At 66.0% G+C, this 20,649-nt stretch carries 22 protein-coding genes; 7 read left to right on the plus strand and 15 right to left on the minus strand.

The window, feature by feature from the left end; all coding sequences use genetic code 11:
• Positions 1–273: 273 nt before the first annotated feature.
• Positions 274–636, plus strand: coding sequence for a glyoxalase superfamily protein (locus tag N5C88_RS30595; protein ID WP_118933914.1), 363 nt, complete (start codon positions 274–276; stop codon positions 634–636).
• Here the strand turns inward: N5C88_RS30595 and N5C88_RS30600 are convergent.
• The 12 genes from N5C88_RS30600 to gtdA form a co-directional block, all read right to left on the minus strand.
• Complete coding sequence (locus tag N5C88_RS30600) at positions 633–1,325, minus strand: ABC transporter ATP-binding protein (RefSeq protein WP_054458964.1); 693 nt, start codon at positions 1,323–1,325, stop codon at positions 633–635. The two genes, N5C88_RS30595 and N5C88_RS30600, sit on opposite strands and share 4 nt — an antisense overlap.
• On the minus strand, positions 1,325–2,077 hold the full coding sequence (locus N5C88_RS30605; RefSeq protein WP_280016857.1) for an ABC transporter ATP-binding protein: 753 nt from the start codon (positions 2,075–2,077) through the stop codon (positions 1,325–1,327). Before N5C88_RS30605 ends, N5C88_RS30600 begins: the two co-directional genes overlap by 1 nt.
• The gene (locus N5C88_RS30610) at positions 2,070–3,038 is read right to left on the minus strand and encodes a branched-chain amino acid ABC transporter permease (RefSeq protein ID WP_251878031.1); all 969 of its coding nucleotides are present in this window, start codon (positions 3,036–3,038) and stop codon (positions 2,070–2,072) included. Before N5C88_RS30610 ends, N5C88_RS30605 begins: the two co-directional genes overlap by 8 nt.
• Before the next feature lie 11 nt (positions 3,039–3,049).
• Positions 3,050–3,964 (minus strand): branched-chain amino acid ABC transporter permease, encoded by a 915-nt coding sequence (locus N5C88_RS30615; protein ID WP_082401347.1) that lies wholly within the window; start codon positions 3,962–3,964, stop codon positions 3,050–3,052.
• 61 nt (positions 3,965–4,025) lie between these two features.
• Complete coding sequence (locus tag N5C88_RS30620) at positions 4,026–5,201, minus strand: ABC transporter substrate-binding protein (RefSeq protein WP_280016858.1); 1,176 nt, start codon at positions 5,199–5,201, stop codon at positions 4,026–4,028.
• Positions 5,202–5,230: 29 nt separating this feature from the next.
• Positions 5,231–6,442: a 3-hydroxybenzoate 6-monooxygenase gene (locus tag N5C88_RS30625; RefSeq protein WP_118933909.1), complete on the minus strand. Its 1,212-nt coding sequence runs from the start codon at positions 6,440–6,442 to the stop codon at positions 5,231–5,233.
• Positions 6,443–6,460: 18 nt separating this feature from the next.
• Positions 6,461–7,813: an FAD-dependent oxidoreductase gene (locus N5C88_RS30630; protein ID WP_280016859.1), complete on the minus strand. Its 1,353-nt coding sequence runs from the start codon at positions 7,811–7,813 to the stop codon at positions 6,461–6,463.
• A gap of 46 nt (positions 7,814–7,859) precedes the next feature.
• Complete coding sequence (locus N5C88_RS30635; RefSeq protein ID WP_059379085.1) at positions 7,860–8,849, minus strand: tripartite tricarboxylate transporter substrate binding protein; 990 nt, start codon at positions 8,847–8,849, stop codon at positions 7,860–7,862.
• Positions 8,842–9,225, minus strand: coding sequence for a chorismate mutase (locus tag N5C88_RS30640; RefSeq protein WP_059379083.1), 384 nt, complete (start codon positions 9,223–9,225; stop codon positions 8,842–8,844). The genes N5C88_RS30635 and N5C88_RS30640 overlap by 8 nt, the downstream gene beginning before the upstream one ends.
• Positions 9,222–9,860 carry a maleylacetoacetate isomerase gene (maiA, locus tag N5C88_RS30645; RefSeq protein ID WP_059379082.1) on the minus strand — a complete coding sequence of 213 codons (639 nt, stop codon included), beginning with the start codon at positions 9,858–9,860 and terminating at the stop codon, positions 9,222–9,224. The genes N5C88_RS30640 and maiA overlap by 4 nt, the downstream gene beginning before the upstream one ends.
• A gap of 17 nt (positions 9,861–9,877) precedes the next feature.
• Positions 9,878–10,576 carry a fumarylacetoacetate hydrolase family protein gene (locus N5C88_RS30650; protein ID WP_118933908.1) on the minus strand — a complete coding sequence of 233 codons (699 nt, stop codon included), beginning with the start codon at positions 10,574–10,576 and terminating at the stop codon, positions 9,878–9,880.
• Between the two features lie 78 nt (positions 10,577–10,654).
• Positions 10,655–11,707 carry a gentisate 1,2-dioxygenase gene (gene gtdA, locus N5C88_RS30655; RefSeq protein ID WP_280016860.1) on the minus strand — a complete coding sequence of 351 codons (1,053 nt, stop codon included), beginning with the start codon at positions 11,705–11,707 and terminating at the stop codon, positions 10,655–10,657.
• A 167-nt stretch (positions 11,708–11,874) separates the two neighbouring features.
• On the opposite strand from gtdA, the gene N5C88_RS30660 reads away from it, so the two are divergent.
• Complete coding sequence (locus N5C88_RS30660) at positions 11,875–12,810, plus strand: LysR substrate-binding domain-containing protein (RefSeq protein WP_280016861.1); 936 nt, start codon at positions 11,875–11,877, stop codon at positions 12,808–12,810.
• A complete protein-coding gene (locus N5C88_RS30665; RefSeq protein WP_280016862.1) occupies positions 12,810–13,355 on the plus strand; it encodes a hypothetical protein in 546 nt (181 codons plus the stop codon). The genes N5C88_RS30660 and N5C88_RS30665 overlap by 1 nt, the downstream gene beginning before the upstream one ends.
• Before the next feature lie 207 nt (positions 13,356–13,562).
• Here N5C88_RS30665 and N5C88_RS30670 read toward each other — a convergent pair whose 3' ends face one another.
• The 3 genes from N5C88_RS30670 to mpl form a co-directional block, all read right to left on the minus strand.
• Positions 13,563–15,467, minus strand: a complete 1,905-nt coding sequence (locus N5C88_RS30670) for an RNB domain-containing ribonuclease (protein ID WP_059379075.1) — start codon at positions 15,465–15,467, stop codon at positions 13,563–13,565.
• A 73-nt stretch (positions 15,468–15,540) separates the two neighbouring features.
• Positions 15,541–16,143, minus strand: coding sequence for a YqiA/YcfP family alpha/beta fold hydrolase (locus N5C88_RS30675; protein ID WP_280016863.1), 603 nt, complete (start codon positions 16,141–16,143; stop codon positions 15,541–15,543).
• A gap of 29 nt (positions 16,144–16,172) precedes the next feature.
• A complete protein-coding gene (mpl, locus tag N5C88_RS30680; protein WP_059379072.1) occupies positions 16,173–17,543 on the minus strand; it encodes a UDP-N-acetylmuramate:L-alanyl-gamma-D-glutamyl-meso-diaminopimelate ligase in 1,371 nt (456 codons plus the stop codon).
• A gap of 141 nt (positions 17,544–17,684) precedes the next feature.
• Between mpl and N5C88_RS30685 the strand changes: the two genes are divergently transcribed.
• From N5C88_RS30685 to accC, 4 genes are all read left to right on the plus strand, one after another.
• Positions 17,685–18,218 carry a TlpA disulfide reductase family protein gene (locus tag N5C88_RS30685; RefSeq protein ID WP_118933904.1) on the plus strand — a complete coding sequence of 178 codons (534 nt, stop codon included), beginning with the start codon at positions 17,685–17,687 and terminating at the stop codon, positions 18,216–18,218.
• Between the two features lie 89 nt (positions 18,219–18,307).
• Positions 18,308–18,742 (plus strand): type II 3-dehydroquinate dehydratase, encoded by a 435-nt coding sequence (gene aroQ / locus N5C88_RS30690; protein WP_013391376.1) that lies wholly within the window; start codon positions 18,308–18,310, stop codon positions 18,740–18,742.
• A gap of 87 nt (positions 18,743–18,829) precedes the next feature.
• On the plus strand, positions 18,830–19,288 hold the full coding sequence (gene accB / locus N5C88_RS30695; RefSeq protein ID WP_118933903.1) for an acetyl-CoA carboxylase biotin carboxyl carrier protein: 459 nt from the start codon (positions 18,830–18,832) through the stop codon (positions 19,286–19,288).
• Positions 19,289–19,297: 9 nt separating this feature from the next.
• Positions 19,298–20,644 (plus strand): acetyl-CoA carboxylase biotin carboxylase subunit, encoded by a 1,347-nt coding sequence (gene accC / locus N5C88_RS30700; RefSeq protein ID WP_059379067.1) that lies wholly within the window; start codon positions 19,298–19,300, stop codon positions 20,642–20,644.
• Positions 20,645–20,649 lie beyond the last annotated feature (5 nt).

The raw sequence follows: 20,649 nt of genomic DNA on the forward strand, positions 1-20,649 counted from the left end.
GCCCCGCGCCTCCCGGGCCACCGACGCACCGGGCTCTGGCGGTTGAAACTTGACGTCAGCTGGGGCGATTGGCGTTCTTCTGGTTCTTGCCGACATCTGTGTGGGGGGGCGTGTCTTGCGGGGCCCGCCCCAGGCCGGCCGCGCGGGCGGCCTTTTGGGGCTTACGCGGTGTCTTGCGTCGTGATGCTGTGTGCCTTGTGCCTTGTGCTTTGCGCTTTGCGGTGCGGCTTGTGATCTATGCTGAGCGTCCTTGCTTTTTTATCTGGGGCCGTCATGCATCTGCAAGCTGCCATTCCCATTTTGCGCATTTTCTCCGTGGAGAAGGCGCGCGAGTTCTATCTGGATTTCCTGGGGTTCGAGTGGGACTGGGAGCATCGCTTCGAGCCGGGCATGCCGCTGTATGCGCAAGTGCATCGCGGCGACCTGGTGCTGCACCTGAGCGAGCACCACGGCGATGCCACGCCCGGGTCCGCGGTGTTCGTGCGGATGCGGGGCGTGGACGAGTTCCAGGCCGAGGTGAACGCCAAGGGCTATGGCTATATGCGGCCCGGCGTGGAAGAGATGCCTTGGGGGCGGGTGATGGCGGTCATCGATCCGTTCGGGAATCGGCTGAGCTTCTGCGAATCATCCGATTAGACGCCCAGGTAGCGCTGCGCCAGTTCGGGTTGCGCGGCGAGTTCCGCGGGGCTGCCTTGCCAGACGACGCGGCCTTTTTCGAGAACGTGGTGGCGGTCGACGAGCGTCGCCATTTCCTTCAGGTTCTTGTCTATCACCAGGATGGTCTGGCCTTCTTCCTTCAGGCGGCGCAGGCAGTTCCAGATTTCGTGACGGATCAGCGGCGCCAGGCCTTCGGTGGCTTCGTCCAGGATGAGCAGGCGCGGGTTGATGAGGAGGGCGCGGCCGACGGCGAGCATTTGCTGTTCGCCGCCGGACAGGGTGCGAGCGGATTGGGCGCGGCGTTCCTTCAGGCGCGGGAACAGGTCGAAGACGCGGCCGACGTGCCAGCCGGCGCGGGTGTTGCGGGCGGTGGCGATCAGGTTTTCTTCCACCGACAGCGAGCCGAAGACGCGGCGGCCTTCGGGCACCAGGCCTATGCCCAGTTGGGCGATGCGGTGCGGCGCCTGGCCCGCGATGGGTTGGCCGTCGAGCAGGATGCTGCCGCCTTGGGCGGGCAGCATGCCCATGATGGTTTTCACGGTGGTGGTCTTGCCCATGCCGTTGCGGCCGATCAGGGATACGACCTGGCGCGCGGCGATGTCCAAGTCCACGCCGAACAGCACTTTGCTTGCGCCGTAGCCGGCCTGCAGTTGCTTGAGTTGCAGCATCAGTCCTCCTCGCCCAGATAGGCGGCGCGCACGTCGGGGTGATGGCGCACCTCGTCGGGCGTGCCGGTGAAGATGGTCTTGCCATAAACCAGCACGGTGATGCGATCGGCCAGGGCGAAGACGGCGTCCATGTCGTGTTCGACCAGCAGGATGGCGTAGCGGCCCTTCAGTTCTTGCAGCAGCGCGGTCATGCGCTGGGATTCCTCGGCGCCCATGCCGGCCATGGGTTCGTCCAGCAGCAACAGCGAGGCATCCAGCGACAAGGCCATCGCCAGTTCCAGCTGGCGTTTCTCGCCGTGGGCCAGTTCTGAAACTCGCACGTGGGTGCGGCCGCCCAGGCCGACGCGTTCCAGCGCCTCTCTGGCAGGTTGGCGCAGTTGCGGCAGGCTGCGGGCGTTCTTCCACAGGTTGAAGCCGCCCGGGCTGCGCGCCTGCACCGCCATGGCGACGTTGTCCTCGGCGCTGAAGGCGGGATAGAGCTGGCTGATCTGGAACGATCGCGCCAGACCCGCCGCGGGCCGCTTGTGGGCCGGCATGCGGGTGATGTCGCGGCCGTCCAGCAGGATGCCGCCCGCGTCCGGCAGGATCTCGCCGCTGATCTGCGACAGCAGCGTGGTCTTGCCCGCGCCGTTGGGGCCAATGAGCGCATGCAGTTCGCCGGGCCGGACCCGCAGGTTGACGCCTTGCGTCGCACGCACGGCGCCGAAGGATTTCTGCAGGTCGCGGATTTCCAGTTTGGGATGATCAGTCATGGTGCTTGCCTCCCACCAGCCAGCCATAGACGCCGCGCTTGCCGAACAGCACCACCAGCACCAGCACCGGGCCCAGGATCAGCATCCAGTGCTCGGTCCAGGCGGTGGCGATCTGTTCCAGGCCCAGGTACACGGCCACGCCCAGCACGGGACCGAAGATGGAGCCCATGCCGCCCAGGATCACCATGGCCATGAGTTCGCCGGACTTCTGCCAGGAAGTCATGTCGGGGCTGACGAAGAGCGCATAGTTGGCCCATAGCGCGCCCGCCAGCCCGGTGCCCGCGGCCGACAGCACGAAGGCGGTGAGCCGGTAGCGCAGGGGCGCCAAGCCCAGGCCGATGCTGCGGCGCGGATTCTGCTTGATGCTTTGCAGCGCCATGCCGAAGGGCGAGTTGACGATGCGGCGGCAGGCCAGGATCCATGCCGTCATGAGCGCCAGGCAGACGTAATAGAAGGTCGCGGGACGGTTCATGTCCATGCCGGGCAGGGTGTTGCGCACGTCGATGGACAGGCCGTCATCGCCGCCGTAGACCATCAGGCCGACCAGGATGAAGTACAGCATCTGTCCAAAGGCCAGGGTGATCATGATGAACTGCACGCCGGAGGTGCGCAGCGACAGGAAGCCCACCACCAGGCCGGCCAGCGCCGCGGCAGCGATGGCCAGGGGCCACATCACCAGCGCCGCGTTGCTGCCGCTCCAGCCGAACAGCGTGTCTCCCTGGGCCAGATGAAAGCCGGCGATGCCGATCACGTAGCCGCCCAGTCCGAAGAAGGCGGCATGGCCGAAGCTGACCATGGCGCCGTAGCCCAGGATCAGGTCCAGGCTGACGGCGGCGATGGCGTAGATGAGAAAGCGGGTCATCAGGTTGACCAGGAAGCTTTCGCCGGTGGCCGACGCGATGGCCGGCACCAGGGCGAACAGCAGCAGCCCGATCATGTTGACGAGTGTTTTTCTGGTCATGGATATCGTTCCTATCGCTGCGCGGGAACCAGGCCGCGCGGCTTGAACAGCAGCACGATGGCCATCAGGATGTAGATGCTGGCCGAGACCAGGCTGGAACTCGCCGAGTCCGACAGCTCTGGCGGCAGCAGCCGCGACATCCAGAACGGGATGTAGGCGCGCCCCAACGCATCGGTCATGCCTATCATGAGCGAGCCGACCAGCGCGCCGCGCACCGAACCCACTCCGCCCACCACGATGACGACGAACGTGGTGATGAGGATGCGCTCGCCCATGCCGATTTCCACCGCCAGGAGCGGCGCCGCCATCACGCCGGCAAAGCCGCAGAGCAGGGCGCCCAGCGTGAAGATCAGCGTGAACAGGCGCTGGATGTTCACGCCCAGCGCGTCGACCATTTCGCCGTCGTCGGCGCCGGCGCGCACCAGCATGCCGACGCGCGTGCGCGAGATCAGCAGCCACAGCCCCAGCGCCACCAGCACGCCGGCGCCGATGAAAGCCAGCCGCATGAGGGGATAGTTAAGGCCGGGCAGAATCTCCACGGAACCTGACAGGAAGGGCGGAATGTCCATGAAAGGCGGGCTGCGGCCGAACAGAACCGTCACCATCTCGTTGGTGAACAGCGTCAGGCCCAGCGTGGCCAGCACCTGGTCCAGGTGGTCGCGGCGGTACAGATGGCGGATCACCAGCAGCTCCACCACCAGCCCATAGAGCGCCGCGCCCGCCAGCGCCGCCAGCAGCGCGGCCAGGAACGATCCGGTGGCCGCCGCCGCGCTGGCCGCGCAGAACGCGCCGACCATGTAGAACGAACCGTGCGTCAGGTTGATGACGTTCATGATGCCGAACACCAGCGTCAAGCCCGCCGACAGCAGGAACAGCAATGCGCTGTACTGCAGGCCATTCAAGACCTGCTCCAGGAACATCAGCATGGGGACTCCTTGTGGAGTGGGCCCGGCGGACTGCGCGCAATCCGCCGGGCGTCGTGCGGACTTACATCTTGCAGTCGGCGGCGTGCACGTCGGTATGGTCGCGGGCGATGACCTTCAGGTTCTTGTAGACCAGCTTGCCGTTCGGGCCATCTTCAATGTGCAACAGGTACCAGTCCTGGATCGGATGCTGGTTGGAGCCGAACTTGAACTTGCCGCGCACGCTGGGGAAGTCGGCGCGGCGCAGCGCGTTGCGGAAGTCGTCGGCGCGGCCGGTGATGTCGCCGTCCACCGCCTTCAGCGCGGAGCCGATCAGGTTGGCGGTGTCGTAGGCCTGCGCCGCGTAGGCGGTGGGCGCGCGGTTGTAGGCTTTGGTGAAGGCTTCGACGAAATGCTTGCTCTGCGGGTTGTCGAGATCCGCGCTCCACAGCGAGCTCAGGTAGAAGCCCTTGCCGGCGTTGCCGGTGGCGGCCAGCATGCGGTCGTCCATCGAGTAGATGGGCGTGATCATGCGGATCTTGTCGGCCAGGCCGGAGTTGGCGAATTGCTTGGTCAGGTTGATGCCGGCGCCGCCAGGGTGGAACTGGAAGATGGCGTCGGGATTGAGCGAGCGGATGCGCGCCAGTTCCACCGAGAAGTCGGCCTGTTCCAGCTTGGTGTAGATCTCGTCGGCGATTTCACCTTTGTAGGTGCGCTTGAAGCCTGCGACGGCATCGCGTCCGGCCTGGTAGTTGGGCGCCATGATGACCACGCGCTTGGCGCCCAGCTCGTTGGCGGCCAGGCCCGCGGTGTCGGCGTAGGAGTCGTTCTGGAACGCCACCGAGAAGTAGTTCGGGTTGCAGGCCTTGCCGGCGTAGTTGGAGGGGCCTGCGTTCAGGCTGACATAGAAGCCGCCCGCGTTCAGCACCGTGGGCCCCACGGCCGCCATGACGTTGGAGAAATTGATGCCGGTGAACAACCGCACGCCGCCCTGCACCATCTTGTCGGCGATCTGCTTGGCGTTGGCGGGTTTGAGCGCATCGTCCTCCACGCGCACATTGACCGGCACGCCGCCCAGCTTGCCCCCGCCTTCCTTCACGGCCAGCATGAAGGCGTCGCGCTCGTCTTCGCCGATGTAGCCGGCGGGCGTGGACAGGGTGCCGATGAAGCCGATGTCGACCGGCTTCTGCTGCGCGGCGGCCGCGAACGCGGTCAGCGCAAGCGCGAGGGCGGCGCTGCCGCGGATTGCGGTTTTTCTCATGGTTGTCTCCTTGGGTGCCTGCATTTTTTCTATTGAGAGGAATGCCCCGCGAGGCAGTTTTCCACCTTCCAGCCGTACAGCCACTGCAACGCGTCGTAGAACTGGGACTGGCTGCGGCCAGTCCACAGCATGTTGCGCACGGTGCGTTCGACGCCCCGCGCGTGATAGAGCCTGCCCATTTCGCGCGTGGACCACACCACCCGCGCGCTGCGCGGGATGCGGACGGATTCGTACAGGCGGAATGCGGCCTCCAGGTCGTGGCCGCACTGCTTCACGGCCTCGCCCAATGTCACCGCATCCTCCAGCGCCATGCAGGCGCCCTGGGCCATGTATTGGGTCATGGGATGGGCGGCATCGCCCAGAATGGTCACGCGGCCCTGGCCCCAGCGCTCCACGGGTTCGCGGTCGGCGGTGGCCCAGCGCTTCCAGGAAGTGGGGCGGTCCAGCATCTGGTGCGGACGCGGGTGGATGCCCTGGAAGTAGGAAAGCACTTCTTCCTTGCTGCCCTCGCGCACGCCCCATTCTTCTTGTTCGCGGCTGTGGAAAGTCACCACCAGGTTGTATTGCTGGCCGCCGCGCAAGGGGTAGTGCACCAGATGGCAGTGCGGGCCGGCCCACAGCACCGGCGCGTTGATGCGCAGCTCCTCGGGCATGTTCTCGCGTTCGACCACGGCGCGGTAGACCACGTGGCCGGTCACGCGCGCCGGGTCGCCCACCATGCGTTCGCGGATCACGGACTTCACGCCGTCCGCGCCCACTACGGCGTCGGCGCGATAGCGGTTGCCCTGCGTGTCCACGGCCTCCACGCCCTTGTCGTCCTGCGACATGGAGGCGATCTGGGTGGAGGTGCGAAAGCTGATCAGCGGATTCTGCTGCACGGCCTCCAGGATGGACAGGTGGATGTCGGCGCGGTGGATCACGGCGTAGGGGCCGCCGAAGCGCTCGCGGAAGGCCTCGCCTGTATCGATGCGCACGACCTCTTTGGCGTCGACCGCGTCCATCATGATGATGTGGTCGGTGAAGACGGCGCGGGCGCGCGCGGTCTGGCCCACGCCCAGGGCGTCCAGCGCCGCGAAGGCGTTGGGGCCCAGCTGGATGCCGGCGCCGATTTCGCCGATGTGCGCGGCCTGCTCCAGCAACTGCACGGCGATGCCTTGCCGGGTCAGCGCCAGCGCGGCGGCCAGGCCGCCGATGCCGCCGCCCACCACGATCACGGATTTATCGGTTTGCGTTGCGTTCATATGTGGCCTCCGCGCCGTTCAGTCCTGGCCGCCCAGGAACACGCCTTGTTTCAACAGCTGCGCCTGCAAGGCGGAAATGGGCACGTCGCCCGGTGCGATGCCGGCGCGCAGCGCCATGGCGGCCGCCGTGCCCGCGGCCTCGCCCATGACGAAGCAGCTGCCGCTTACGCGCGCGGCCGACTGGCCTTCGTGCGTCATGGAGGCGCAGCGTCCGGCCACCAGCACGTTGCCCGCCACGCCCGGGGCGCGTTTGGGGACCATCATGCGGAATGGCAGCTGGTTATAGCCGCGGGACTCGGGGATAGGCGGCCAGAGCCATTGCACGTCGCCGGCCGTGTGCATTTCCAGCGGCCAGCCGTTGACACCGATGCTGTCCGGAAAGTCGGCGCAGCCCAGCACGTCTTCCTTGCTCAGGACGGCCTCGCCGACGATGCGGCGCGTTTCGCGGATGCCCAGCTGCGGTGCGATGTCCAGCACATAGGCGTTCTCGAAACCCGGCACCTTGGCGCGCAGGAAGGCGAGGTATTGCACGATCTGGCGGCGGCCTTCGAGTTCGCCGGCCGACAGGGAATCGGCGTCGGTGCCGTCGGCCGCGCTGCCGTCGGCGTTGGCCAGCTGGGTGACGTTGACCCGCCATTCGTAGTCATGTTTTTGCGGGCGCACGATGGCGCCGCGGCGCGGGAAGGTGAATTCGCCGCTGGCCGCGGCCTGGTCCATCAGCTGCGGAATGGTCTTCCAGGCTTCCTGGGCGCGGGCGCCGTCGACATTGCCGACCTTGAACATCAGCGTGGGGTAAAGCATGCCGCCGTGCTCGTCGCCCTTTTCGAAGGGCAGGCCGCCCCATTGGGCGATGTCGGCGTCGCCCGAGCAATCGATATAGACCTTGGCGCGCACGGCGCAGCGGCCGGACTTGGTTTCCAGGAACAGCGCATCCACGCTGCCGTCGGCGCCGCGCGCCAGGCCGGTGGCCAGCGCATGGAACAGCACCTGCGCGCCGCTGGCCTGGACCAGCCCGTCGGCGGCGCACTTGAAGGCCGAGATGTCGTAGGCCTGGGCGTGGATCTTGCCCAGGATCAGATGCGGCTCGTTGAGGCCGTCCAAGGCCCGCATGCGGTCCAGCAAGTCGTCCGTCATGCCGTGGACCACCTGGCGGATATTGCCGCGGACGTTCGCGTGCAGGCCGCAGAAGTTGGATACGCCGGCCGCCGTGCCCATCCCTCCCAGGAAGCCGTAACGTTCCACCAGCAGCACGCTGGCGCCGTTGCGCGCGGCGCGGGCGGCGGCCAGCAGGCCGGCGGGGCCGCCGCCCAGCACGACAACGTCATATTCGCCGTAGAGCGGAACCTGGCGGGCGGGTTCGGTGATGAGCATCCCGAGTTCTCCTTGTGTGGATTGCGAGGCGTGGCCGGGCGCCGGCTTACTGGCCCTTGATGCCCAGTTTCTTGATGAGCGGCTCCCAGCGCTTGAGTTCGTCATCCATATAGGCGCGGAATTCGGCGGGCGTGGTGCCGGCGGGATCCATGAACTGGGCCTGCAGGCGCTTGGTGACCTCGGGATCGCGTATGGCCTGGATCAGCGCGTCGGACAGCTTCTTCTGGATGTCGGCGGGAACCTTGGACGAGATCACAAAGCCGATCCACGCCGAGCCTTCGATTCCCGGCACGCCGACTTCGGCCAGCGTCGGGATGTCGGGCAGCAGGGCCGAGCGCCTGGAAGAGGTGACGGCCAGCGCCTTCAGGCGTCCGTCCTTCACCATGGGCATGACGGCGATGGGCGGCAGCGCGGCGAACTGTGTGTCGCCGGACAACAGCGAGGTCAGCGCCGCGGGCGACGAGGGATAGGGCACGTGGGTGGCGCGCGCGCCGGTCTGCTGCAGCATCAGTTCCACGGCCAGGTGCGACACCGTGCCGGCGCCCGTGGACGGGAAGTTGTACTTGTCTGAATTTTTCTTCAGCGCTTCCAGCAACTGGCCGATGTTGTCGATGCCGGCCGAGGCGGGCACGACCAGCACATTGGGCTGGTGCACCGCCAGCGTCAGCGGCGCCAGGTCGGTAGCCGGCGCATAGGGCAGCTTGTCGAACAGCAGCGTGTTGTTGACCAGCGGGCCGGTAATGGACACGCCGAAGGTGTAGCCGTCGGGCTTGGCGTTGGCGATGGCATAGGTGCCGATGTTGCCGCTGGCGCCCGGCTTGTTCTCGATGACGATGCTCTGGCCCAGGATGGCGCCGGCCTTTTCGCCGACGATGCGCGCCACCTGGTCGGGGCTGGAGCCCGGGCCGAAGGGCACGATGGCCTTGAGCGGCTGGGCCGGCCAGGCCTGGGCTTGCGCGGCGGCCAGCGGCGCAAGCGCGGCCAATCCCAGGATCAGCGCATGGGCGGCGATACGGCGCGCGTAGGGCTTATGCATGGGTGTCTCCGAGATCTTTCATGGTGTTGAAATAGGTTTGTTCGTTGGCGATGAAGGCCGCGACCATGGCGCGATAGGTGGCGTCCACGACCTGGTCCAGATTGGCGAAGCCCTGGTTGTGGCGTTCGGCCAGCAGGCGCGCCTTTTCGAAGACCTGGGCCTGGCGGGCCGGGGCGCTGACCTGGAAGGCGTCGCGCTTGAAGCGCGCGGCGTCCTTCACGTACATGGCGCGCTCGGCGATCAGGCGCACGATCTCGTCGTCCAACCGGTCGATGTTGGCGCGCACGTCCGCCAGGGTGGCGCATAGAGGGCGGTAGGCGGGATCGGTGTATTCGCGCAGCGGCGCGCCCTGGGTGTCGGGTTCCTGGTTGCTCACTTGGTGTAGTCCGGTTGCTGGGTGGGGGCCGCCTGCTGGAAGGCGGGCTGCGCATTGCAGTACTCATAGACGCGCATGGCGCGCGGATAGGCCGACAGGTCGCAGCCCATGCGCTGGGCATTGGCCATCTGCGGCACCAGGCAGCAGTCCGCCAGCGTGGGCGCGTCGCCGTAGCAATAGGCGCCGTGGCCGTGGCGCGCCAACAGCGCTTCCACGGCCGTCATGCCTTCGCGGATCCAGTGGTGGTACCAGGCGTTCTTCTGTTCTTCGCTGGCGCCCAGCACGTCCTGCAGATAGCGCAGGATGCGCATGTTGTTGACGGGGTGGATGTCGCAGGAAATGGCGTCGGAAAGCTCCAGCACGCGGGCGCGTTCCAGCGTGCCGGCCGGAATCAGGCGCGGCTCGGGATGGGTCGCGTCCAGGTAGTCGATGATGGCCAGCGACTGCGACAGCTGGGTGTCGCCATCGATCAACAGGGGTACGCCCGCCGAGGGATTCTTGGCCACGTAATCCGCGGCGCGCTGCTCCTGCTTGCGCAGGTTCACGGGCAGGTACTCGTACGGCAAACCCTTGAGCGCCAGCGCGATGCGCACGCGATAAGAGGTGGAACTATTGAAGAAGCTGTGCAGTTGCATGCGGATTTCCGGAGGGTTCACGCCATCTGCACGCTGAGCGTGCCCAGGCCGTCCACGCCGCCGACCATCTTGTCGCCGCGCACCACCGGGCCTACGCCTTCGGGCGTGCCGGTGTAGATCAGGTCGCCGGCTTCCAGGCGGAAGTACTTGGACAGGTAGGCGACGGTTTCGGCGACTGACCAGATCAGCTTGCCGATGTCGCTTCTTTGTTTGTCGGCGCCGTTGACCTGCAGCCAGATGGCGGCCTGGTCGATGTTCTTGACTGCGCCAGCAGGATGCAGGGGGCCGATGGGCGCGCTCTGGTCGAAGGCCTTGCCCAGTTCCCACGGGCGGCCGGCTTCGCGCATTTTCATCTGCAGGTCGCGGCGGGTCATGTCCAGGCCCACGGCATAACCCCAGACGTGTTGCAGGGCCTCGTCGACGGAGATGTTGGCGCCGCCCTTGCCAATGGCCGCCACCAGTTCGATCTCGTAGTGCAGATTGGCGGTCTCAGAAGGATAGGGCAGCGACAGGGTGCTGCCTTCAGCCACCGGCACCACGGCGTCGGCCGGCTTGCAGAAGAAGAACGGCGGTTCGCGGTCGGGGTCGAAGCCCATTTCGCGGGCATGGGCGGCGTAGTTGCGGCCGACGCAATAGACGCGGCGCACGGGGAAGCTGTCCTGGCTGCCGGCAACGGGCACGGCGATGGGGGCTGCGGGGTCGAAGACGAAAGACATGGGTCACCTTTAAGGAATGCGGAGCGGGGCCTGGCGCGGCCCCGGCCTGAAACGGAAGCGGAGGGAGCGCGCCGGCTTCTAGCCGATGCGCGCTTCGCGCCACACGCCCAGCGCGTCCTGCACGGGGCGGTCGGAATAGCTGAACAGGGTGGCGTCGTCCAGCGCGGCCAACTGCACCGGCTGCCAGGACGGCGCGACGAAGACGTCGCGCGGCCCGAAGTGGAATTCCTGGTCGCCGATGCGCGCGGTGCCGCGGCCTTCGACCACGCTGTAGACCGTGGAGTCGGTGCTGCGGCAGGTCTTGCCCTGGAATCCGGCAGGCAGGAATTGCATGAAGGTGGCCATGGTCGGCATGGGGTAGCCGCCGGTGGCCGGATTCAGGTAGCGCAGCTTCACGCCGTCCCAGGGATCCAGCTCGCCGTGGCGGTAGAGCTGGTCCAGCGCCTCGCGGCTGCGTTCATAGGGATAGTTGAAGATGGGCGAGGTGCCGCTGGAGGTCTGGTGGCGCACCGGCGCCATGTTGTGGCCGTAGCGCGCCATGCTGTCGCCCTCGGGGCGGGTCACGGGTTGTGTGGCCGAGGGATAGTTTTCGGCGAAACCCGCGTCCAGGAAGCGCAGCAGCGGAATGTCCAGGCCGTCCAGCCAGACCACGGGCTCGCCGCCTTCGGCGGTTTCGGCGTTGCCATGGTCGTGCCAGGTCCATGACGGTGTGATGATGAAGTCGCCGGGGTGCATGGTGGTGCGTTCGCCGTTGACCGCGGTGTAGGCGCCGCGGCCTTCGACAATGAAGCGCAGGGCCGACTGCGTGTGGCGGTGGCTGGGCGCGATCTCGCCGGGCAGGATCAGTTGCAGGCCCGCGTACAGGCTCTGCGTGATGCTGGCCTGGCCGGGCAGGCCGGGATTCTCCAGGATGAGCACGCGCCGCACGGCTTCTTCCGCCGTGATGAGCGAACCGGACGCCATGACGTCGTCGCGCACGTCTTCGTACTTCCAGATGGCGGGGACGCAACGCGGCGCGGGTTCGCGCGGCACCAGGTTGTGCAGCGACTCCCACAGGGGCGCCATGTGTTTTCTGGCAATGCGTGCGTAATAGGCGGCGCGGTCCGCGCCGGGGGGGTGACCGTCGGGCATGCTTGTCTCCGGAATGTCCGGCTGGCGCCGGCTTCGCGTGGCCGCCGCGTGGTTCGCGGCTGGTCCTGATATGGAGACGATTATGCGTAAGGAGCTATGTGTTTTGAAATGAATTTATCTTATTATCCATACCAATAAGAATATACATAGACGAGACGAGGGCCTGCATGGACTGGACCCACCGGTTGCGCCTGCGCAACCTGAAAATGCTGCTCAGCCTGGCCCAGACCCGCAACATCAGCCACTCGGCCGCGATGCTCAATACGACGCAGCCGGGCTTGTCCAAGTGGCTGAAGGATCTGGAAGACGACATCGGGCTGCCGTTGTTCGAACGGCATGCGCGCGGCCTGCGGCCCACGCCGCACGGCGACGTGCTGATCGCGCATGCCCAGCGGGTGGAGGCGCAACTGGATCGCGCCAGCGCGGACATGGCGGCCTTGCGCGAGGGCGGCGGCGGCCGGGTGGTGATAGGCGCGTCGGGCGCGTCGGCGTCGGACACGGTGCCGCTGGCGGTGATGAAGCTGCTCGAGCGCATGCCACAGGCCCGCGTCAAGCTGGTGGAGGGCACGACCGACCAACTGCTGGCGCAGTTGGCGCAGGGCGACCTGGACATCGTGGTGGGACGTTCGGCGCCGGAGCATCACGACCCGGCGATCCGCTTCGAGGCCCTGTACCTGGAACCCATCCATCTGGTTGCGCGGCCGCGTCATCCGCTGTTCGCGATCGAGCAGCCCTCTTGGCCGGACCTGCTTTCTTACCGTTGGATCCTGTGGCCCAAGGGCACGCCCATCCGCAATGCGGTGGACGCGGCGCTGGCGGCGGCGGGCCAGGCGCCGCCGCCGGACCACATCGAATCGAATTCGGTGACCATCAATCTCACGTTGATCAACAACAGCGACATGATCGGCGTGGCTTCGCACCGGGCGGCGCTGCGATTTTCTCAGATGCGGGCGATGCGGATCATTCCGGTGCGGCTATCCGGCTTCGGGTCGGTGGCGATGTACTGGCGCGAGGATCCGTTCCGTCCGATCGCGGTGCAGGAGGCAATGGCGGCTTTGCGCAGCACGGTGGCGGAACACGCGCCGGGCGCGGCGAGGGCGTGATGGATGCGCCGCGAGCGGGGCTGAACGCGTTGATCGCGCAGTGCCGCAAACTGGAGGCGGCGCTGCCGCAGCGGGACCAGCTAGCCATGTCGGCGGCGATGCATCGCTTCGTGGCAGAGATGGATGCGCGTCGCGCGCCACCGGGGATGTGGTCGCCGCTGGTGTTGGCGGTGCTGGTGATGACAGGCGGGTTGGGTGTAGGGATAGGCCTGCTGAGCCTGCTGCTGCGCGGCGCGGGGCCGGCATTGGCGGCGTTCGCGCTGGTGCTGGTCTGTGCGGCGACGGCCCTGGCGTTGGCCATCGGCGTGGTCGCCTTCATGGGCGGGCACGCATTCGGGCTGGTGCTGCTGAAGCGGCTGTCCTTGGGCTTGATAGCTGTCGGCGTCCTGGGCTTGATCGCGTGGACGCAAGGGGATGTTCGGGCGGTGGGGCCGGTGGTTGCTCTGCTCGGCGGGCTGGGGGCTTGGCTGGTGCTCAATAGCAATGGGTTTTATGTGTTTGCGGGGTATCAGATGGCGCGGAGGTATATGGAGCGGCGGGGATAACAACTTTTAAAACGCCTCGCCCACAAGAATACGGACAGGCTCAGACCTGCCGTTCATGCCAGCCGAACTGGAGGATCAATTTTTTTATCGCTTAAATAGCATCAACAGGCCTGATCTGAACAACGATCAGGCTTCCAACGCCTTAAACACAAAAAAACGGACCTCTCCCTGTTCGCTGCCCCCGGGCTGCCGCCAGAGCAGAAGGCCCTACTCCTGCCCGCCCACAGCCGGACTAATCTCCCCGATATACCGGCAATCCAGCTCCAGAGACAACTCATCCATCCCCAGAATATCGATCTCCACCGCAGTCCCCCGCTCCAGCTCCGGCATCCCGCCCACCCGAGTCACCAGCGGCGCATTCGCGAACCGCACCAGATCCTCGCGCAGTACGTGCGCCACGGTGCGGGTCACGTTGTGCTGTTTCAGCCAGCGCAGGCACCAGTAGCGTTCCATTGCGCTCTGGAACTCCGCCCAGGCCGCGTATTGCGCATCGAACGCGCCGATGATGGCGAACAGGTCCGCGTCGCGCGGCTTGAAAGGGGCGACCAGGCGGGCGGACACGCCGTGTTCGACCGCAGCGATCAACTGCCACTGGTTCACCAGATCCACGTAGCGGCGTAGCGGCGAGGTGCTCCAGGCGTATTGCGGTACGCCGATGGCCTCGTGCGGCAGGGCCTGGGTGCTCATGCGCACGCGGCCCGCCTGTTGCGAACGGTAGATGCCCGGCACGCCGTGCTGGTGCAGCAGGCCGCCCCAGAGGTTGTTCGCCAGGATCATGTATTCCGCCACCATGCGGTCCAGCGGCGCGTTGCGCTGGCGCGGCACCAGGCGTACCGGCGTGTCGGGATCGTCGGGGTTACCGTCCAGGTAGAAGCTGTACTCCACCCGCGAATTGTTTTCCGGCTTGCCGCGCACGTTTTCGCGTTGCGCCGACAGGGCCTGCGCCAGCTTCCACAGCGGGCGTAGCCAATGACCATAGGGCAGGTCGGCCGACGGATCGGACAGGCTGGCTTCCGTGACCTGGGCGTCCAGCATGTTGTGGCGCAGGTTCTCGCGCACCACGATACGTTCCAGGCGGGTTTCCGATTCGATGATCTCGCCGGTTTCCGGATCGGCCACGACGTACAGGGACAGCGCCGGCACTTCGCGGCCGGCGTCCAGCGAGAACGCCTGGATGATGCTGTCCGGCTGCATCGGGATCTTGTCGCCCGGCATGTAGACGGTGGACAGTCGCGCGCGCGCCAGCTTGTCGAAATCGCTGTCGCGGGTCACGGTGATGCCCGGCGCCGCCACGTGCACGCCGACGCGCAGGCGGCCGTCGGGCAGGGTGGAGACGGACAGCGCGTCGTCGATTTCCGTGGTGGTGACGTCGTCCACCGAATAGATTTCGGCGTCGGACAACGGCAGCTCGCGGTCGATGGCAGGCAGTTCCAGATCCGGGAACGCCAGCCCGCGCGGGAAGTTCACCGCCAGGAAGCGGCGCTTGTGCAGCGCCAGCGCGTGCGGCCAGGCGCCCAGCTCCAGCAGCAGGCGGTCGGGGCTCTTGCCCAGCTTGGCGCAGGCTGCATCCAGCGCCTTCCACTGCTGCGAATTCTTGTCGGGGCGGATCAGCAGCGATTCCGCGGCCTGGGCGATGGGCTCGGGCAGGCGTCCGGCAGCCATTTCATCGACCCATTCCTGCTGCTGCTCGGCCTGGCGCTGCTTTTTCTCCAGGGCGGCCAGCGCGGCGGCCAGGATGTCCGGCGGGGCGGGGCGGTAACGGCCCTTGCCGCGACGATGGAAGTACGCCGGCGCGCCGTGCAGGCGCATCAGCAGCGCGGCCTGTTCCACCGGCGTGGGCGCGTGGCCGAAGTAGTCGGCGGCCAGCGCGGGGGAATCGAATTCATCCTGCGGCGCGCATTCCCACAGGAATTGCAGGTCCAGGGTTTCGGCGGTCGCGGCCGCCTGGCTCATCAGCGCGGCCGGTTCGGGCGAGGCGAAGGTGAACAAGGTATTGGCGCGCTTGATCTTGCTGCGCTTGCCCGATTCCGATTCCACCTGCAGGCTGGCGTCGGTCTCGGACAGGATATTGCCGGCCTTGAAGCTGCCGTCGTCTTCGTAAAACACATACATGGTGGGGATCGTCCTGGGCGGCGCGCACGCGCCGCCTTGCGCTGCTATATAGAGTGGTGAAGTCTGATACTGATTATTGGGGGCGAACCTGCTTGTCGCCAAGGGCGAATTCAAGCACTTCGGGCATCCATTCCGCAAAATCGGACAAACCGTGGTCGCTGCCTTGCACGATGCGTTGGCGGCAGCCCGCGTAACGGTCGCGCATTTCGCGCCAATCCAGCACCTCGTCGCCGGTGGCCGCCACCAGGAAGTAGCGGTCGGGGTGGGTGATGCGGGGGACATGGATGGCGGCCAGTTCGTCCACGTATTCGGGCAGGAAGACGAACGGCGCGTCGGAATGATACATGCGGTGCTCGCCGATCTGGGTGGCGAGGTCGCGGGCGGCCTCGACCGCCGGATTCAGCAGCACCGCCTTGCAGCCCAGCTGTTCGGCCAGCCAGGTGGCGTAGAAACCGCCCAGCGAAGAGCCGATGACGGTCAGCGCGCGGGGAGAGTCCGCGCCTTCCAGCTGGCGCCGGGCGATCTCCATCGCCAAGGCGACGGCCTCGCGCGGGCTGGCGGGCAGTTGCGGGCAGGTCCAGGCCGCCGACAGGCCGCGTTCGGCCATGGCGTCGGCCATCATGCGGGCCTTGAGCGAGGTCGGCGAGGAACGGAAACCGTGCAGATAAAGAATCATTGCTCGCCTTTGCGGTGTCTTTGGCGGAATCAGCCGCGCGCCTGCAGGGCGTCCAGCAGCTTGCCGTGCACGCCGCCGAAGCCGCCGTTGCTCATGACCAGCACCTGGTCGCCCGGACGAGCGGCGCCGGCCACGGCGGCGACCAGCGCGCCGATGTCATCGTAGCTGGAAGCCCGGTCGCCCAGGGGCGCCAGCACTTCCGCCGGATTCCAGCCCAGGGCGTGCTTGCCCGCGTGCGCGCCGAAGCAGAACACCAGGTCGGCGTCGGCCAGGGCTGCGGGCAGGCGGGCGGCCATGGTGCCCAGCTTCATTGTGTTGGAGCGCGGCTCCAGCACTGCCAGGATACGGGCCGGCCCGACCTGGCGGCGCAGGCCTTCCAGGGTGGTGGCGATGGCGGTGGGGTGGTGCGCGAAATCGTCATAGACCTTGATGCCGTTGACCGTGCCGCGCAGCTCCATGCGGCGCTTCACGCCCGCGAAGCGGCTCAAGGCCTCGATGCCCTGGGCTGCCGGCACGCCCACGTGTTCGGCGGCGGCCAGCGCCGCCAGCGCGTTCATGCGGTTGTGTTCGCCCGTCAGGTTCCAGCGCACGGTGCCGGCTGTCACGCCGCCGCGCAGCACGCTGAACGCGCCTTCGGCATCCGGCGCCGTTGCCTGCCAGGCGCCATCGGCGCCGAACGTGACGGTTTCGGACCAGCATCCGCGCGCAATCACGCGGTCCAGCGCGGCGCAGCGCGCCGGGCGCACGATGCGGCCCGATCCGGGAATGGTGCGCACCAGGTGGTGGAACTGGGTCTCGATCGCCGCCAGATCGGGGAAGATGTCGGCGTGATCGTATTCAAGATTGTTCAGGATGGCCGTGCGCGGACGGTAATGCACGAATTTCGAGCGCTTGTCGAAGAAGGCCGTGTCGTACTCGTCCGCCTCGATCACGAAGGGACGACGCGACGGATCGAAGCGCGCCGACACGTGCAGGTCCTGCGCCACCCCGCCAATCAGGAAATTGGGCGCCATGCCCGCGGCTTCCAGCACCCAGGCCAGCATCGAGCTGGTGGTGGTCTTGCCGTGGGTGCCGGCCACCGCCAGCACGTGCTGGCCGGGCAGGATGTTGTCGCCCAGCCATTGCGGGCCGGACACGTAGCGCGCGCCGGAGTCCAGGATGGCCTCCATCAGCGGATTGCCGCGGCTGACTACGTTGCCGATCACGTAGAGATCGGGCTTGAGCGCCAGCTGTTCCGCGCCGAAGCCTTCGATCAGCTCGATGCCTTGTTCGGACAGTTGCGTGCTCATGGGCGGGTACACGCCCGCGTCGCAACCAGTGACCTTGTGGCCGGCAGCGCGCGCGATCAGCGCCAAGCCGCCCATGAACGTACCGCAGATGCCAAGAATATGCAGGTGCATTGAAAAACTCTCCTGTCCTGCATTGTATATATAGAGTGGCGACCCGCCGCGGCCCGCACGGCGCGAAACCTGCGCGGCGCAAAACCTGCGCGGCGCAAAACCTGCGCGGCGCAAAACGGCGGCAGCGGTTATGATCGCGCCATGAATCGACGCCTACTTCTTTCCGCCGGCGTGGCCATAGCCGCCACGGTTGCGGGCGGCTATACCCTGATGGGCCGTAAGACCTCGACGCCCTCGGCTACTGCCGATGCCGGCGATCCCGTCGCCGCGCTGATGCAGATGCCGCTGCCTGACTTGAACGGGGCGTCTCATACGCTGGCAGGCTGGAAAGGCCAGCCCATCGTGGTCAATTTCTGGGCAACCTGGTGCGCGCCTTGCGTCCGAGAAATGCCCGAACTCGACGTCTTGCAGAAAAAATACCCGCATGTACGGTTTGTCGGCATTGGCGTCGATTCGGCTGCGAATATGCAAAAATTTGTCGAGAAAGTACAGGTTTCCTACCCCTTGTGGGTGATAGGCGCCGGCGCTATCGATACATTGCGTAAGCTGGGAAACCCCAGCGGCGGCCTGCCTTTTACTATTGTTTTCAACGCAGATGGCGGAATTAACCGGAAGATATTGGGTGAAATCCAGCCCGATGACTTGGATCGCACCCTGTCTGGTTTAAAGGCGTAAGTCTGTTGGACAAATAGTAGGAATTGGCGTAAAAAGCTGGTTTATCGGCTGTTTTGCCAACAATTGGCAAACCACTCATTGGCAAGCGCATGGCGCAAAACATACTGGTATTGCATGGCCCGAACCTGAACCTGCTCGGCACCCGAGAACCTCACATCTACGGCAGCCTCACGCTGCAACAGATCAACGAGGGTCTTGAGCTGCTCGCAGGCGAACTGGGCGCCACGCTGACAGCGTGGCAAGGCAATCACGAAGGCGCATTGGTTGACCGCATCCAGGCGGCCCGGCAAGACGGCACCGACTTCATCATCATCAACGCGGCGGCATATACGCACACCAGCGTCGCAATTCGCGATGCGCTGGCTGGGGTCGCGATCCCATTTATTGAAGTACATTTGTCCAATCTGTATAAGCGAGAGCCCTTCAGGCATCACTCGTATCTGTCCGACTTGGCGGTAGGCCTCATCAGCGGCCTGGGCGCGGACGGCTACGAGGCGGCTCTGCGTTACGCAGTGCGGCACTGATCTCGCACCAAACCACAGCATTTACATCTTATACGGCGCGGACCCGACGCAGGGACGTCGCCGACACTATCTCGGGAAGCAGCTTCTATGGACCTCCGAAAACTCAAAACCCTGATCGACCTGGTGGCTGAATCGGGCATCGCCGAGCTGGAAATCACCGAAGGCGAAGGCAAGGTGAGGATCGTCAAGTTCTCGCAGACCTTGCAACCGGTCGCCTACCACCACCCCGAAGCCGGCGTGCCGGTTGCGCCAGCGGCCCAGGCCGTCGCTCCGGCCGCGCCCGCCGCCGCCGAAGCTGCGCCGGTGATCCAGGGCCATGTCGTGAAGGCTCCGATGGTCGGCACGTTCTACCGCGCGCCGAACCCGGGCGCCGCGCCGTTCATCGACGTGGGCGCCACCGTCAAGGAAGGCGATCCGCTGTGCATCATTGAAGCCATGAAGCTGCTCAATGAAATCGAAGCCGACAAGTCCGGCGTCATCAAAGAAATCCTGGTCGAAAACGGCGAGCCCGTCGAGTACGGTCAACCCCTGTTCGTCATTGGCTGATAGCTGAAAATGTTCGAAAAAATCCTGATCGCCAATCGGGGCGAAATCGCCCTGCGCATTCAGCGCGCTTGCCGCGAGCTGGGCATCAAGACCGTGGTAGTGCACTCCGAGGCCGACCGCGAAGCCAAGTACGTGCGCCTGGCCGATGAATCGGTGTGCATCGGGCCCGCGCCGTCGCGTGAAAGCTACCTGAACATGCCGGCCATCATTTCGGCGGCCGAAGTCACGGATTCCGAGGCAATCCACCCGGGTTACGGGTTCTTGTCCGAAAATGCCGACTTCGCCGATCGCGTCGAAAAGAGCGGCTTCGTCTTCATCGGTCCGCGTCCCGACACCATCCGCCTGATGGGCGACAAGGTCAGCGCCAAGCGCGCCATGATCGAAGCCGGCGTGCCGGTGGTGCCGGGTTCGGAGGGCGCGTTGCCCGACGATCCGCAGGAAATCGTCCGCATTGCGCGCGAAGTCGGGTATCCGGTCATCATCAAGGCGGCAGGCGGCGGCGGTGGCCGCGGCATGCGCGTGGTGTACACCGAGGCCGCGCTGCTGAACGCCGTCACCATGACGCGTTCCGAAGCGGGCGCCGCGTTCAACAACCCCGAAGTCTATATGGAGAAGTTCCTGGAGAATCCGCGCCACGTGGAAATCCAGGTGCTCGCCGACGGCGGCCGCAACGCGGTCTGGCTGGGCGAGCGCGACTGCTCCATGCAGCGCCGCCACCAGAAGGTCATCGAAGAAGCGCCGGCGCCCGGCATCGCGCGCCGCCTGATCGAGCGCATCGGCGACCGCTGCGCCGACGCCTGCCGCAAGATGGGCTACCGCGGCGCGGGTACGTTCGAGTTCCTGTATGAAAACGGCGAGTTCTATTTCATCGAAATGAACACCCGCATCCAGGTCGAACACCCGGTCACCGAGCTGATCACCGGCATCGATCTGGTCCAGCAGCAGATCCTGATCGCCGCCGGCGAAAAGTTCACGCTGCGCCAGCGCGACATCGAATTCAAGGGCCACGCGATCGAATGCCGCATCAACGCGGAAGATCCGTTCCGCTTCGTGCCCAGCCCCGGCCGTATCACCAACTGGCATACGCCGGGCGGCCCGGGCGTGCGTATCGATTCGCATGCGTTCAACGGCTATTTCGTGCCGCCGAACTACGACTCGATGATTGCCAAGGTCATTACCTACGGCGACACGCGCGACCAGGCGCTGGCCCGCATGCGCACCGCGCTGTCGGAAATGGTGGTGGAAGGCATTTCCACCAACATCCCGCTGCATCGCGAAATGCTGCAGGACGCCCGCTTCATCGAAGGCGGCACCAGCATCCATTACCTGGAACACAAGTTGGCTCAGCGTCCCTGACCGCG

The organism is Achromobacter sp. GD03932 (genome assembly GCF_029839485.1).
GTDB classification, from domain to species: domain Bacteria; phylum Pseudomonadota; class Gammaproteobacteria; order Burkholderiales; family Burkholderiaceae_B; genus Achromobacter; species Achromobacter bronchisepticus_A.